Raw genomic sequence first — 13,475 nt, 5'->3', positions numbered from 1 at the left:
CCGGGCAGGCTACGGGGTCGGGCTGTCGTCCAGCGACAGCATTTCCAGCTCGGCCGCCATGTTGTAGCGGGCGGTCGGCTCCCACTCCCGCTGCCCGTACGGGGTGTGGAACAGCCGCGGGTGGCCGAGGAGTTGGCGCAGGACCGCGGCCCGGCCGGTGCGGAAGGCGTCGTTCGGGACGAAGTGGTACTCCTCGCGGACGGCGGCCGTGTAGGCGGCGTACACCGACGGAGGTGCGGCCAGGACCGCCAGGTCGGCGTCGCACAGCACCTGGCCGTCGCGGTCGTCACCGGCCGGGTCGTGCGAGACGGTGAGCCGGACCAGGCGCGCGACCTGCGCGGTCTTCGCCTCCGGCAGCCCGGCCTCGGCCAGCGCCCGCTCGGCCAGCCGCGCCGACCGCTCCTCGTTCTCGGACCGGTCGGGCAGATACACCGCGTCGTGGAACCAGGCCGCCAGCCGTACGACGTCCGGATCGGCGGCGTGCTCCTGCAGCAGGTCGACGTGGTCGAGGACGGCGGTGAGGTGGGCGAGCGTGTGGTAGTGGCGCTGCGGCTCCCGCCAGCGGTCGAGCAGGCGGTCGGCGTACGGAGCCGGATCGGGGCCCGGGCCGCCGGCCCGGGCTCCTTCCAGGGCGGCGGCGAAGCGGGTGCGCAGGGCGTCGGGGTCGGCCATGGCCCCATTCTCCCGCTGCCGCCCCCCTCGCCCCTAGCGTGGACCCATGACAACTCCTGCCGATGTGTACGACGTACGCGACCCCGAGCTGCCCGGGCGGCTGCTGGCCACGGAGCGGGACGAGCTGGTGCCGCTGCTGCGGGCCCGGAAGGACGAGGACTTCGCGCTGCCGGTGACCGCTTGTCCGGGCTGGACGGTGCGGGACGTGCTGGCGCACTGCTCGTCCGCGCTGATCCGGGTGGTGGAGAACCGCTTCGAGAAGGGCGTCTTCTCGCCCGAGTCCAACGACCGCGACATCGCCGAGCGCGCCGACTGGACCAACGCCCAGGTCGTCGACGAACTGGAGCGCGGTATGACCGAGGCCGGTCCGGTGATCGGCCGGGCGGGCGGAGTGCTGGACCGGATCGCGCTCGGCGAGTGGGTGCACGCCGGGGATGTGCGCGTCGCCCTCGGTGAGCCCGGGGCGTACGCGGGGCGCAGCCAGTCGCAGGCGCTCGCGCTGCTGGCCACGATCACCCACGACCTCGGGCTGGTGCCGCTCCACGCCGACCTGGACGACGTGGACGAACCGCTCCGGCTGGGCGAGGCCGGCGGCGACCGGCCGCCGGGGCGGTTCATCGGCGACGCGGCGACGCTGGTGCGGCTGTACGCCGGACGGCCGGTGGACGGGGCGGCGTTCGAGCTGGCCGGAGTGGCGGCGGCGGAGCTGAACATCTTCGGCGACTGACCCGGGGCGGTCGGCAGGGGGCGTAGACTTCGATTGGACTAGACCTGTCCCTCCAGCCGCCGACGAATGGGGCCCCATGAGCAAGCGTGCAGTCCTGGAGGTGATCGCCCTCGACGTCGAGGACGCGGTCGCCGCCCAGGCCGGAGGCGCGGACCGCCTCGAACTGGTCACCGACATGGCGGCCGACGGGCTCACTCCGTCGGCCGCCACCGTCGCCGCGGTCCGCGCCGCCGTCGACATCGACCTCCGGGTGATGCTGCGGCTGGCGGACGGGTTCGCCGCCGGGGACGTCGAGCGGCTGGTGCGCGTCGCGGGGCAGTTGCGGGAGGCCGGGGCGGAGCAGTTCGTGTTCGGCTTCCTCGACCCGCACGCCGGGGTGGACCTGGCGGCCGTGGAGCGGGTGGCCGGGGTGCTGCAGGGCTGCCGGTGGACCTTCCACCGCGCGATCGACCGGGCCGCCGACCGGGCCGCGCTCCGCAAGCAGCTCGGTGACCTGCCGGGGCTGGACACCTATCTCACGGCCGGGGCGGCCGGCGGGGTCGACGAGGGGCTGCCGACCCTGCTCGCCGAGGCGTGGCGGCGCGGCGAGCAGGGCTACGAGCAGCAGCTTCTCGTCGGCGGCGGGCTGCGGCTGGAGCATGTCCCGGTGTTGCTGGACGCGGGGATCGACGGCTTCCACATCGGCGGGGCGGCGCGGCCGGGAGGCTGGGACGGACCCGTGTCGGCGGAGGCCGTCGCGGAGTGGCGCCGGGTACTGGGCACGCCGTAGCCGCGCCGCCGCGGGCACCCGTGCCGGCCGGCCGCGGGCGGCCGTGCTGCGCGGTCCCCGGGCGGTTGTGCCTCCCCCGGTGCCTGAACGGCCCGGGGAGGCACCCCCAGGGCGGCCCGGGCGGGTGCAGGTGCACCACGCGGCGCGGGGCGAGCACACCCACCTGATGGCAACGGGCACCCGACGCGAGGGCGGGCTGCACCCCCGCCGGGACAGGACACAAGGCCCCTCAGAGTTGACCAAGTGTGACACCCCGTGTCCAGCGGGCCTGATGGCCCGTCGTGGCTACGGGGTGTGATCCTCGGTTTTCCCCTCGGCTGTCTGCCCGTCGGCGGTGGGTGGCTGTCGGGTGTCTGTCGTGTGGCCCGGGGTCGCCGTCGTGTCGGCGGGTGGTGCTGTGGGGCCGCCCCGCCCCACAGCACCACCCGCCGACCGGAGCTACGCAGCCGTCAGCTGCTCGGGCAGTGCTGTCGCGTGGGTGACGATCAGGCCCGACACCGCTCGGGTCAGACAGACGTACAGGCGGCGCAGCCCGGTGCCTTCGTCAGGCTCGCCGTCGACGACCGCCCGGGGCTCGTCGAGGACCACGTAGTCGTACTCCAACCCCTTGGCCAGGGAGGCCGGGACCAGCGTGAGCCGGGCGGCCTGCGTCGTCTCCTCGCCGGGGCCCAGATGGCCGACGCCCGCCACCGTCAGCGCGTCCGCCAGCTCCGGGACACGCGCGTCGGCGGCGATCAGGCCCACCGAGCCCTCGCGGCGCAGCAGTTCACGGCAGGCGGCCACGACGTCCGCCGTCCCGGCGCCGGTCGTGCGGACCTCGAACAGGCCCGGGTTCTCGCGGATGGACGCCACCGGCGCCAGACCCGGCGCGATGTGCGGCAGCAGCCGGGAGGCGTAGGCGATCACATCCGTGGGGACGCGGAAACCGGCGGTCAGCTCCTCCACCACCGCGCCGTCCTTGCCCAGGTGGGCCAGGGCCTCCGGCCAGCTCCGGGTCGCCCAGGGCGTGGTGCCCTGGGCCAGGTCGCCCAGGACGGTGGCGCTGCCGGTGGTGCAGCGGCGGCCCACCGCCCGGTACTGCATCGGGGAGAGGTCCTGGGCCTCGTCCAGGACGACGTGCCCGAGGGACGGGGTGCGCTCGATCAGGTCGGCGGCCTCGTCGATCAGCACGGCGTCCGCCGGCGACCACTTCGCGGACTTCACCGACCGGGCCGGCCGCACCCACAGGATCGCCTTCTGCTCGTCCTCGGTGAGAACTCCGTCGGCGTGCGCGGCGAGGAAGCCGGCGTCCGCCAGCAGCCGCAGCACCAGCTTCGCCGGGTCGGCGGCCGGCCAGACCGCCTTGACGGCCGCCTTCACCGCGGTGCTGCGTGCCACCGCGTTCTGCACCCGGTCGTCCGGGGCCTCGCCGGCCCGCTCCATCTGCACCAGCACGGCGTGCGCGATGCGCTGCGGCAGCGCATCGCGGGCGGCGCCGTAGCGGATGCCGCGGTCCAGCAGCTCCCGGACCAGCTCCGCCACTTCGTACGCCGGCACCCGCCAGCGGCGCGATCCGCGCACCACGACGACCGGTTCCGCGGGCGTGCCGACGTGCGAGTACAGCGCCCGGCGCAGCACCTCGGCCATCCGCGCGTCGCCCTTGACCACCGCCGCCGCCGGATCGTCCGCCGCGCGTACCGCCACGTGTGCGACGAGGTCGTCGACCGTCGCCTGGTGGACCGTCAGCTCGCCCAGCGCGGGCAGCACTTGCTCGATGTAGTGCAGGAAGGACCGGTTCGGCCCGATGACCAGGGTGCCGGTGCGGGCGAGCCGCTCGCGGTGGGCGTAGAGGAGGTAGGCGACCCGGTGCAGGCCGACGGCCGTCTTCCCGGTGCCGGGGCCGCCCTGCACACAGACGGTGCCGCCGAGTCCGGCGCGGACGATCTCGTCCTGCTCGGGCTGGATGGTCGCCACGATGTCGCGCATCGGGCCCACGCGGGGCCGCTCGATCTCCTGCTGGAGCAGCCTGCTGGTGACCGGCGCCTCGGCCGGGTCGGAGAGGTGCTCGTCCTCGTACGCGGTGAGTTCGCCGCCGGTGTAGCCGAAGCGGCGGCGCAGCGCGACGTCCATCGGGTCCTTCTTCGAGGCCCGGTAGAACGGCTGCGAGACCGGCGCCCGCCAGTCGACCACCATCGGGTCGCCGTCGGCGTCGTGCACGTGCCGCCGCCCCACATGCAGCGACTGGTAGGCGGCCGCCGACTGCGGGTGCGCCTCCTCCGCTCCCGCGGCCGGCCCGGCCCCGGGCGCGTGCAGGTAGTCGAGGCGGCCGAAGAACAGCGGGGTGTCGCTGAGGTCGGCCAGCGCCTTGATCCGCTCCTCGATCTGGCGTTCCAGGACCGCGGCGTTGACCCAGTTCGCGGTGACGTCGCTGATGTCGAGGGCCTCCACGTCCTCCCGCATGGCGCGCAGCGCGGAGCGGGACGCGGCGAGATGGGAGCGCTCGCGGGCGAGGGGACCGTCGAGAGGGCGGTCTGGGGAGTCGTCCAGGGGGTCGTCTAGGGGTTCGTCGTCGGCGGGCGTGGACACGGGGGGTGCCTCCGGAGGACCTGCTGTGGCGTGTGTGGCATGAGTGGCGCACGGTGCGAAACGGCATCTGCGGTGCATGTGATGCGCGTGATGCCGACCGGTTCCCGTCCGGACGGCGGCACTCCGAGGAGGGGAGGCGGGCAAGAGCGACGATTTTAGGGAAGCGGATCCGCGGGCGCCAATGAATTCCCGGCCCGTCCCCGCCCCCTAGGGGACCGTCCCCTCCTCCCTGAGGGCCAGGCGTCGGTCCGCAGGGGTACGCGGCGGCGCGGGAGATTCGGTCCGTAGACCGACGCCGGACGGGTGCCGGGAACCGCACCATGGAGACATGAGCGCAGCAACCCTCTCCCCCACCCCGGCCCCGGGCCGTCCGTCCGGCGCCACGCCGGTGGCCGGCAGCCACCGGCACCGGCTCGGTGACGCCCTGCGCGCCGTCAAGGTGTTCGCGGGCGCTGCCTTCGACGTGATCATCCTCGGCGAGTACGGCGAGGAGGCCGGCGTCCGGCGCCGGTGAGCCTTCAGCCCTCCGCCAGGATCTCGTCCGCGTCCACGATGCGGTACGCATAGCCCTGCTCGGCCAGGAAGCGCTGGCGGTGGGCGGCGAAGTCCTGGTCGATGGTGTCGCGGGCGACGACCGAGTAGAAGTGGGCCTGGTGACCGTCCGCCTTGGGCCGCAGCACCCGGCCGAGGCGCTGCGCCTCCTCCTGCCGCGAACCGAAGGTCCCCGACACCTGGATGGCGACCGTCGCCTCCGGCAGGTCGATGGAGAAGTTCGCCACCTTGGACACCACCAGCACGCTGATCTCGCCCTCCCGGAAGGCGTCGAACAGCTTCTCCCGCTGCGCGTTGGACGTCTCACCCTTGATCACCGGCGCGCCCAGATGCTCGCCCAGTTCGTCGAGCTGGTCGATGTACTGGCCGATGACCAGGGTCTGCTGCCCGGCGAAGCGGCGCACCAGCGCCTCCGTGACCTTCCGCTTGGTCGCGGTCGTCGCGCAGAAGCGGTACTTCTCCTCCGTCTCGGCGGTGGCGTAGGCCAGCCGCTCGGACTCGGTGAGATTGACCCGGACCTCCACACAGTCGGCGGGCGCGATGTAGCCCTGCGCCTCGATCTCCTTCCACGGCGCGTCGAACCGCTTGGGTCCGATCAGCGAGAAGACGTCCGACTCGCGGCCGTCCTCCCGGACCAGGGTCGCGGTCAGGCCGAGGCGGCGGCGGGCCTGGAGATCGGCGGTGAACTTGAACACCGGGGCGGGCAGCAGATGCACCTCGTCGTAGACGATCAGTCCCCAGTCCCGGGAGTCGAACAGCTCCAGGTGCGGGTAGACGCCCTTCCGCTTGGTCGTCAGCACCTGGTACGTGGCGATGGTGACGGGCCGGATCTCCTTCCTCGTCCCGCTGTACTCGCCGATCTCGTCCTCGGTCAGCGAGGTACGCCGCACCAGCTCGTGCTTCCACTGCCGCGCCGAGACCGTGTTGGTGACCAGGATCAGCGTGGTCGACTTGGCCTGGGCCATCGACCCGGCGCCGACCAGCGTCTTGCCCGCGCCGCAGGGCAGCACGACGACACCGGAGCCGCCGTGCCAGAAGTTCTCCACCGCCTGCTTCTGGTACGGGCGCAGCGCCCAGCCGTCCTCGGCCAGTTCGATCGGGTGCGCCTCACCGTCCACGTACCCGGCGAGATCCTCGGCCGGCCAGCCCAGTTTCAGCAGCATCTGCTTGATCTGGCCGCGCTCCGATGGGTGCACGGCCACGGTGTCCGGGTCGATGCGGGCGCCGACCAGCGGGGCGATCCGCTTGGACTTCAGCACCTCCTCCAGCACCGGCCGGTCGGTGGTGGTCAGGACCAGACCGTGCGCCGGGTGCTTGGTGAGGGTGAGCCGGCCGTAGCGGTCCATCGTCTCGGCGACGTCGACGAGCAGCGCGTGCGGCACGGGGTAGCGGCTGTACTGCACCAGCGCGTCCACGACCTGCTCGGCGTCATGACCGGCAGCCCGCGCGTTCCACAGGCCCAGCGGGGTCACCCGGTAGGTGTGGATGTGCTCCGGCGCCCGCTCCAGCTCGGCGAACGGTGCGATGGCCCGACGGCAGTCGTCGGCCTGGTCGTGGTCGACCTCGAGGAGCAGGGTCTTGTCGGACTGGACGATGAGCGGACCATTCACGGGCGGCACCCCTTCGCGTACGGCCGGACGGCTCGGCCAAACGTCCAGTCTGCCTGATCCGGTGGGGGGACCTAGGGGAGAGTGAGGTTGTTCACCAGCGGGCCCTCGACGGTCACACCCTCGGTGACGAGGCGCTCCACGCCGGTGGCCGGCAGAGGCAGCGGCAGCGCGGCGGCCCTGGGGGCGAGGGCGCCGAGCAGCGCCGCGCCGGTGATCAGCGCGGCGACGGAGACGGCGACGGCGGAGCGGACGGGGGAGCCGTCGGCGGGGCAGTCGTCCACGGGGTCCGACGCCGGGTCGTCGGAGGAGAAGCCGGGGGAGCAGCCGGAGGAGCAGCCGGGCGGGGACGCGGACCGGGAGCCGGGTGAGGGGGCTGAGCTGGAGCGCATGGGAGCTTCGTTGCCTTTCGTTCTCGGGCCGGCGACCTGCTGGTGGTGACCTCTGGCGGGTGACCTCTGGCGGGCGGTGCCTGCCGGCGACTCGGATCGGGCCGGGCCCAGACGGCTGGGACCGGCCCGGCCGGGGAGGGGGCAGGGGTCAGAAGGTCGCGCCTCCGGTGAGGTCGATACCGATCGCCGCGGCCTCGGCGGCGAACGCGCCCAGCAGGACGGCGGTCGAGGTCAGGACTGCGGCGGCACGACGGAGGGAACGCATCGAGGAGCTTCCTTTCGCTCGGTAGCGGGACACTCGTTGGCTGCCCGACCCCCGGCGACCCGATGCGGAAGATGAAGAAACCTCCCTCACGGGTGGGAAAACCCCGGCGTGGCGTGCATGAATCCCGGCGTACGCCCGAACGAGCGGAACAGAACGGAATCCGGAGCAGGGGACCGTAAAGCCCAGGGGCCGGACCACGGCCCGGGATCGCTCAGGTCGCGTCGTCGGCGAGCTCCGCGACCCCCGTGATCCGGTGCAGCGGATAGGTGCGCACCTCGTCGGCGGTGCGGTCGTACGCCGTGACGAAGCCGCCCTCGACCCGGATCGGGGCGACGACCCGCTGGCTGGCGGCGCCCTCGGCGTTCACATAGCCGATCCACAGCGCCTCGCCGGTCAGCACGGCGGCCTGCATGGCGGCGAGGGTCTCGGCCGCGCCCGTGCGGGGCGGCCCGCCGGCCGTGGAGGGCTCAGCGGCCGGCTTGCGCGGCGTGGTGGCGGCCAGGTCACCGGCCCGCACGGCGCGGATCGCGGCGGCCAGCAGCGGTTCGTCGGGCACCGGCGGGCCGTCCGGCACCGGCTGGGGAGGCGTGCGCGGCGGGGTGCGGCGGGCGTCGGCCCTGGTGATCAGCACATCGCCCTCGGCGGACTCGGCGGCCGGCGCGAACCCCATCGTCCGCAGCCCGTCCAGCAGCGCCGCCGGATCCGCCTGCGCGGCCAGCACGGTCGGCGCCAGCCGGCGCAGCCCGAGCCCGGCGGCCCGCCTGTCGGCGAGGATCTCGCGGAGCGTCGCGTCGTCGTCGCAGCGCACATACGCCGAGGCGGCTCCCACCCGCAGCCGTCCGTGCCGCCGGGCCACGTCGTCGATGAGGTACGACAGCGGCTGCGGCACCGGCGTCCGGGAGTGCGCGGCGAGGAAGGCCTGCAGATCGGCGGCGGTCCGCCCGGCGTCCAGGGCGCGGCGCACCGAGCCGGGGGTGAACCGGTACACCGTCGCCCCGCCCTTGGACTCGACGTCCGCCAGCACCCCCAGCAGCTCCGCCAGGTCACGCTCCAGCGGCCCCGGCGCCACCGCCGTCAGATCGGCCTGGAGCAGGACGTGGTCCAGTGGTTCGGGCAGCAGCGGGGCGAGCAGCCGGGCGGCGGAGGCGGTGGCGGCGGCCTGCTCGGCGGGGGACCGGGGCGCGGGGTGCGGGGCGGGCCGGTGATGGTGGACGGGGAGCTTGTCGCCGGGGCCCGACGGCTCCTTCCCCTCCTGCCGGGGGTGCTGCTCCGGAGCCGCGATCAGCGCCCGCCCGGGTGCCGCGAGCGCACCGCGCCCGGTCACCCCCAGCAGCTCCGCCTCCGCCAGCGCCCAGTGGGCCAGCCGGGCCCGCAGGTCGTCCTCCCGGCGCTGCGGCCGCTCCCAGTGCAGCCGGGCCAGCACCGACTCCTCGTCCGGAGCGGAGCCCTCCGGCAGCCCCGCCAGCAGGGTCAGCACCCGGTGCCGTACCTCGGGCGCCGCCGAGCGGTCCAGGCCCGGACCGAGCGCCGACAGCGTGCGGTCCTTGGCGTCGCGCCCGCCGACCAGCCCCGGCGTGCGGGTCGCGGTCAGCCATGCCTCGGCGAGCCCCGCCCAGCGCTCGGCGGGGGGCAGTTCGCGCCACTCGTCGTAGGCCGGGGTCGCCGCGTACCGCTCGTCGGGCTCGCCGTCGGAGGCCAGCAGTCCGGCGGCGTGGGCCAGCTCCACCCAGAAGGCGGCGACCGGCTCGGGCACGTCCAGGGCGACGGCCGTGCGCTTCAGATCGCGCACGCTCAGCCCGCCGGCCCGCAGCACCGCGGGGCCGCCCTCGTCCCAGTCCTTCAGCAGCTCCTCGACGGTGGCCAGCGCCGCCAGGGCCTGGCCGGCCGCAGTGGCGTCCACAACCTGTGGACGGTGGGTGCCGGCGGACGTCACCGGCGGCGGCACCGGCTCGGGTGTGCGGTGCGCCCGCCCGGCGCGCAGATGCAGGGCGACCTCGCGGGGCAGTACGACCGTGCCCGGCGCGGTCGGCAGCAGCAGCCCGCGGTCCAGCAGCAGCCGCAGCCGGGGCGCGGGCTCGGCGGTGACCTGGCCGTACGGCGGGCCCCAGACCAGGCGGTCCAGCACCTCGAGGGAGTCGGCCGGAACCTCGGCGAGCAGCGACGCCATCCGCTCCCGGTCGCGGAAGAGCGCGGTGAGCGCGGCCGCGGCGGACACGGAGTCGTGGGTGGACGGCAGCCCCGCGGCGGCCAGCAGCTCCTGGATCCGGCCCGGTGACATCCCGGCGGTGGCCTCCTGCACGGTGGGCCCGAGGCCGGTCGGGGACGGGCGCTGCGGGGCGGGGGCGAGCAGCTCCCTGGCGGTGCGCACCAGTCGCAGCCGGTCGCCGGCGCCCCACACCAGCGCCTGCTCGTGCAGGGTGCCCAGGGCGTGGGGCAGCGCGGCGGCCACGGTGGGCCCGGGCTCGTCCCCGGCCATGAGCCCGAGCAACTCCTCGTACGACGCCGGGTCGGCGGCCACCGCCAGCGCCTGAGCGGTCTGCAGCGCGAACCGGTCCAGCCGCTCCAGGGCGCGGACCACCGAGGCACGGGTACCGGCCCGGGTGGCGAGCTGGGTGAGGTCGGTGGGGACCGGGGTGATGAGATCGGGGCGGCTGCGCAGGAGGGCGGCCAGGGAGGCGTCGTCCCTGGCGCGGAGCGCTTCCGCGAGGGACCGGGGGGCCGCGGGCTTCTCCTCGGTGCTCATCCGCCCCACGGTAGCGGGTGGGTACGACGGCGGGGCGCGCGTCGCCGTGCACGCCGGACCCCCCGACAGGCGGTACCGTCGTCCGACGGGGCATCACAACCGCACCGTCCCGGAGGGGTTTTCGTGGGGATCGAGAGCGATCAGGTCGTCTACGAGTATCTGAGCCGGGTCGGCGACGTGGCCCAGCAGCGGCAGCTGCCGTCGGCCACCCGCATGCGGCTGGTCGCGGAGCTGCGCGGCGAGATCGACAGGCGCCGGTCGCAGGCCGCCGACTCGCCCGCCGCCGTGCGCCGCATCCTGGACCGGCTCGGTAGCCCGGACGAGGTGGTCTCCGCCGCGGGCGGCACCCGCACCGCCGCGGGCGGCGGCGCGCCGACGTGGCCGTCCGGTGCGGCGCCGGTGCGGCGCGACGAGCCGGCCGCGGCCTCCCTGCAGGACCCGGAGCGCCGCAGCCGGCTGCGCCGTGTCGTGCCGCGCCAGCGCCCGCCCGGCCGGCCTGCCTCGGCCCCCGCCCCGGCCGCCGAGGGAGCGTCCCCGCCGCATCTGGCCGCCGCCCACGAACTCGGCGACGGCGCCGCCGGGCAGCCGCCCGCCGACTGGTGGCGGGTGGAGGGCGCTCCGCTGGGCGCCGGCGAGAGCGTGCCCGGTTTCGTAGGCGGCGTGGAGATCCCGGAGCTGCTCCGGCCGCCGCCGGCGGAGGACGAGCAGCGGGCGGCGGCGCGGCCTACCGTGGAGGCGGAACCGGAGGAGGCCGCGCCGGCCGCCGGTACCGCCGGCCGCAGGCTGCCCCGGCTGTGGCCAGAGGGCGGCTGGAACAACCCGCTGCTGCTGCTCGCGGCGGCCCTGCTGGCCGTCGGCGCCGTGCTCGGCAACCTGCTGCCGCTGGCACTCGGCTGGCTGATCACCTTCCTGTCCCGGCGGCTGACCCGGGCGCAGGCCAAGTGGGCGGTACTGGGGCTGCCCGGGCTGGTCGCCGCCGCCGGGATCGTCTGGCTGTGGGGCCGCACCGACGGCCGCTGGGGCGATCCGATCGTGCAGGGCCAGATGAGCACCGCCGTCGCCGACACCTGGCCCTGGGTCCTGCGCGGCGCGGCGCTCGCCTCCGCCCTCTACCTGATCCACCGGGCCCGCCACCCGCGGAGCTGAGCCGGCCGCCGGGATCCGGCCCGTGAGCACGCTTCCGGCCCGGTGCGGGCCCGGGTCTGTCGTCCGTGGTGCGGGGCTGCTGCGTGGGTCCGGCGAGGCGCCGTGTTTCCGGCTCGGGTCCGGCCGATCGGGGGTCCTGTGCCCTGTCCTGCCGTCCGGGCTCGGCCGGCGACCGCGCTTCCGGGCTGGGGCGGGTCGACGTCTGGCCCGCCACCCGGGGAGCTGAGCCGGCCGCCGGGATCCGGCCCGTGAGCACGCTTCCGGCCCGGTGCGGGCCCGGGTCTGTCGTCCGTGGTGCGGGGCTGCTGCGTGGGTCCGGTGAGGCGCCGTGTTTCCGGCTCGGGTCCGGCCGATCGGGGGTCCTGTGCCCTGTCCTGCCGTCCGGGCTCGGCCGGCGACCGCGCTTCCGCCCCCGGAGCGGGCCGACCCGGAGCCGCGCCCGCGGAGCCGGCACCGCGGCCGGGTCCGGTGCGCCTCCGCACGCCGGCACCGGGGTGGGCCGAGCGGGGTCTGGGCGCTGTGGTGCGGCGGCGCGGCGTTCTGCCCCGGGGTGCCGGCGCCGAACACCCGGGCGTGGGGCCGGAGCCTCCCCCGGCACAATGGCACGCATGGCCTCCACGACCCGCTCCGCCGCCCCGACCGTGGGATTCGATCTGGACATGACGCTGATCGACTCCCGGCCCGGCATCCACGCCTGCTACCGGGCGCTGTCCGAGCGGACGGGGACGTTCGTCGACGCCGATCTGGCGATCACCCGGCTCGGGCCGCCGCTGGCGGAGGAGCTGGCGCACTGGTTCCCGGCGGAGCGGGTGGCGGCCGTCGCCGATCTGTACCGGTCGATGTACCCGGCCGTCGCCATCGCCGCCACGCCCGCGCTGCCCGGCGCCGCCGAGGCGATCGCGGCGGTACGGGCGGCCGGCGGGCGGGCGATCGTCGTCACCGCCAAGTACGAGCCCAACGCGAAGCTGCACCTGGAGCACCTCGGCATCGAGCCGGACGCGCTGATCGGCAACCTGTGGGCGGAGCAGAAGGCGGAGGCGCTGCGCGAGCACGACGCGGCCGTGTACGTCGGCGACCACCTGGGCGACATCCGCGGTGCCCGCGCTGCCGGGGCGCACGCGGTCGCCGTGGCCACCGGCCCGTACACCGCCGGGGAACTGCACGCGGCCGGCGCGGACTCGGTGCTGGCGGACCTCACGGAGTTCCCGGAGTGGCTCGCGGCCTACCGGGACGAGCCCCCTTCCGCCGCCGCGCGCGCCTGACGCCGGCCCGCCGCGGCCGACCGGAGCACCCCGGCACCGGCGACCGCGAAGCCGACGCCCATCAGCATGCTCAGCCCGAACATGTAGGTGGGAAAGGGCGTCGTCCCCAGGAACAGCGGGGCGACCGTGACCACTGTGGCCACGGCACCGACGACGAAGACGATCGCACCGGCCCGGATCAGTCGGTCACCGGGCCCGGCGGAATTCGGTTGGGTTTTGTCACGCACCCGACCAGGGTAGTTCCCTGCGCGAAGGAACAACCGGGGGACGTCTTGTCACCGGGTGGAAGACCATTAGCCTGGATACCGGCGGGTCCGGACGGCCCGCCCGAGTGCTATCAAGAGCCGTTTCCGTAGCAGTATTCCGACGAGTACGAGGACGAGGACAGACGTGCCTACCGGCAAGGTCAAGTGGTTCAACAGCGAGAAGGGCTTCGGCTTTCTCTCCCGCGACGACGGCGGTGACGTCTTCGTCCATTCCTCGGTCCTCCCCGCCGGAGTCGAGGCACTGAAGCCGGGGCAGCGCGTGGAGTTCGGGGTGGTCGCCGGTCAGCGCGGCGACCAGGCGCTCTCCCTGACCCTGCTGGACCCGGCCCCGTCGGTCGCCGCCGCCCAGCGCAAGAAACCGGACGAGCTGGCCTCGATCGTCCAGGACCTGACCACCCTCCTGGAGAACATCACGCCGATGCTGGAGAAGGGCCGCTATCCGGACAAGGCCTCCGGCAAGAAGATCGCCGGCCTGCTGCGGGCGGTCGCCGACCAGCTCGACGTGTAGG

Annotated in this window: 12 protein-coding genes; 6 read left to right on the top strand and 6 right to left on the bottom strand. The window is 75.0% G+C overall.

Annotated elements, in window-relative coordinates; all coding sequences use genetic code 11:
* Nucleotides 1-9 precede the first annotated feature (9 nt).
* On the bottom strand, nt 10-672 hold the full coding sequence (locus V5O46_RS07045; RefSeq protein WP_332883561.1) for an HD domain-containing protein: 663 nt from the start codon (nt 670-672) through the stop codon (nt 10-12).
* Between the two features lie 46 nt (nt 673-718).
* Here V5O46_RS07045 and V5O46_RS07040 point away from each other — a divergent pair, with 46 nt between their 5' ends.
* Nucleotides 719-1,399: a maleylpyruvate isomerase family mycothiol-dependent enzyme gene (locus V5O46_RS07040; RefSeq protein ID WP_332883560.1), complete on the top strand. Its 681-nt coding sequence runs from the start codon at nt 719-721 to the stop codon at nt 1,397-1,399.
* 76 nt (nt 1,400-1,475) lie between these two features.
* Nucleotides 1,476-2,168, top strand: a complete 693-nt coding sequence (locus tag V5O46_RS07035; protein WP_332883559.1) for a copper homeostasis protein CutC — start codon at nt 1,476-1,478, stop codon at nt 2,166-2,168.
* A gap of 438 nt (nt 2,169-2,606) precedes the next feature.
* Here the strand turns inward: V5O46_RS07035 and V5O46_RS07030 are convergent, their stop codons facing one another.
* On the bottom strand, nt 2,607-4,733 hold the full coding sequence (locus V5O46_RS07030) for a HelD family protein (protein ID WP_408648925.1): 2,127 nt from the start codon (nt 4,731-4,733) through the stop codon (nt 2,607-2,609).
* Nucleotides 4,734-5,061: 328 nt separating this feature from the next.
* Here V5O46_RS07030 and V5O46_RS07025 point away from each other — a divergent pair, with 328 nt between their 5' ends.
* Nucleotides 5,062-5,247, top strand: a complete 186-nt coding sequence (locus tag V5O46_RS07025; RefSeq protein ID WP_332883558.1) for a hypothetical protein — start codon at nt 5,062-5,064, stop codon at nt 5,245-5,247.
* A gap of 4 nt (nt 5,248-5,251) precedes the next feature.
* Here the strand turns inward: V5O46_RS07025 and V5O46_RS07020 are convergent, their stop codons facing one another.
* The 3 genes from V5O46_RS07020 to V5O46_RS07010 form a co-directional block, all read right to left on the bottom strand.
* Nucleotides 5,252-6,895 carry a DNA repair helicase XPB gene (locus V5O46_RS07020; RefSeq protein WP_332883557.1) on the bottom strand — a complete coding sequence of 548 codons (1,644 nt, stop codon included), beginning with the start codon at nt 6,893-6,895 and terminating at the stop codon, nt 5,252-5,254.
* Between the two features lie 71 nt (nt 6,896-6,966).
* On the bottom strand, nt 6,967-7,284 hold the full coding sequence (locus tag V5O46_RS07015) for a hypothetical protein (RefSeq protein WP_332883556.1): 318 nt from the start codon (nt 7,282-7,284) through the stop codon (nt 6,967-6,969).
* A 476-nt stretch (nt 7,285-7,760) separates the two neighbouring features.
* Nucleotides 7,761-10,292, bottom strand: coding sequence for a helicase C-terminal domain-containing protein (locus V5O46_RS07010; RefSeq protein WP_332883555.1), 2,532 nt, complete (start codon nt 10,290-10,292; stop codon nt 7,761-7,763).
* A gap of 123 nt (nt 10,293-10,415) precedes the next feature.
* On the opposite strand from V5O46_RS07010, the gene V5O46_RS07005 reads away from it, so the two are divergent.
* Both V5O46_RS07005 and V5O46_RS07000 read left to right on the top strand, forming a co-directional pair.
* Nucleotides 10,416-11,438: a hypothetical protein gene (locus V5O46_RS07005; RefSeq protein WP_332883554.1), complete on the top strand. Its 1,023-nt coding sequence runs from the start codon at nt 10,416-10,418 to the stop codon at nt 11,436-11,438.
* 608 nt (nt 11,439-12,046) lie between these two features.
* Nucleotides 12,047-12,700 carry an HAD family hydrolase gene (locus tag V5O46_RS07000; RefSeq protein ID WP_332883553.1) on the top strand — a complete coding sequence of 218 codons (654 nt, stop codon included), beginning with the start codon at nt 12,047-12,049 and terminating at the stop codon, nt 12,698-12,700.
* Here the strand turns inward: V5O46_RS07000 and V5O46_RS06995 are convergent.
* Complete coding sequence (locus V5O46_RS06995; protein ID WP_332883552.1) at nt 12,661-12,927, bottom strand: hypothetical protein; 267 nt, start codon at nt 12,925-12,927, stop codon at nt 12,661-12,663. The two genes, V5O46_RS07000 and V5O46_RS06995, sit on opposite strands and share 40 nt — an antisense overlap.
* 163 nt (nt 12,928-13,090) lie before the next feature.
* Between V5O46_RS06995 and V5O46_RS06990 the strand changes: the two genes are divergently transcribed.
* Complete coding sequence (locus V5O46_RS06990; protein WP_332883551.1) at nt 13,091-13,474, top strand: cold-shock protein; 384 nt, start codon at nt 13,091-13,093, stop codon at nt 13,472-13,474.
* The last annotated feature ends 1 nt before the right edge of the window (nt 13,475 follow it).

Origin of the sequence: Streptomyces poriticola (assembly GCF_036689765.1) — a bacterium.
Classification (GTDB): Bacteria; Actinomycetota; Actinomycetes; order Streptomycetales; family Streptomycetaceae; genus Streptomyces; species Streptomyces poriticola.
The sequence above is the reverse complement of the archived record's forward strand: the minus strand, read 5'-3'. Positions and strand labels throughout refer to the sequence as shown.

What these genes read in the sequence shown, in the direction of transcription:
- V5O46_RS07045 (WP_332883561.1), bottom strand. Translation starts at nt 672, where the DNA reads ATGGCCGACCCCGACGCCCTGCGCACCCGCTTCGCCGCCGCCCTGGAA.
- V5O46_RS07000 (WP_332883553.1), top strand. Translation starts at nt 12,047, where the DNA reads ATGGCCTCCACGACCCGCTCCGCCGCCCCGACCGTGGGATTCGATCTG.
- V5O46_RS07015 (WP_332883556.1), bottom strand. Translation starts at nt 7,284, where the DNA reads ATGCGCTCCAGCTCAGCCCCCTCACCCGGCTCCCGGTCCGCGTCCCCG.
- V5O46_RS07025 (WP_332883558.1), top strand. Translation starts at nt 5,062, where the DNA reads ATGAGCGCAGCAACCCTCTCCCCCACCCCGGCCCCGGGCCGTCCGTCC.
- V5O46_RS07010 (WP_332883555.1), bottom strand. Translation starts at nt 10,292, where the DNA reads ATGAGCACCGAGGAGAAGCCCGCGGCCCCCCGGTCCCTCGCGGAAGCG.
- V5O46_RS07035 (WP_332883559.1), top strand. Translation starts at nt 1,476, where the DNA reads ATGAGCAAGCGTGCAGTCCTGGAGGTGATCGCCCTCGACGTCGAGGAC.
- V5O46_RS07040 (WP_332883560.1), top strand. Translation starts at nt 719, where the DNA reads ATGACAACTCCTGCCGATGTGTACGACGTACGCGACCCCGAGCTGCCC.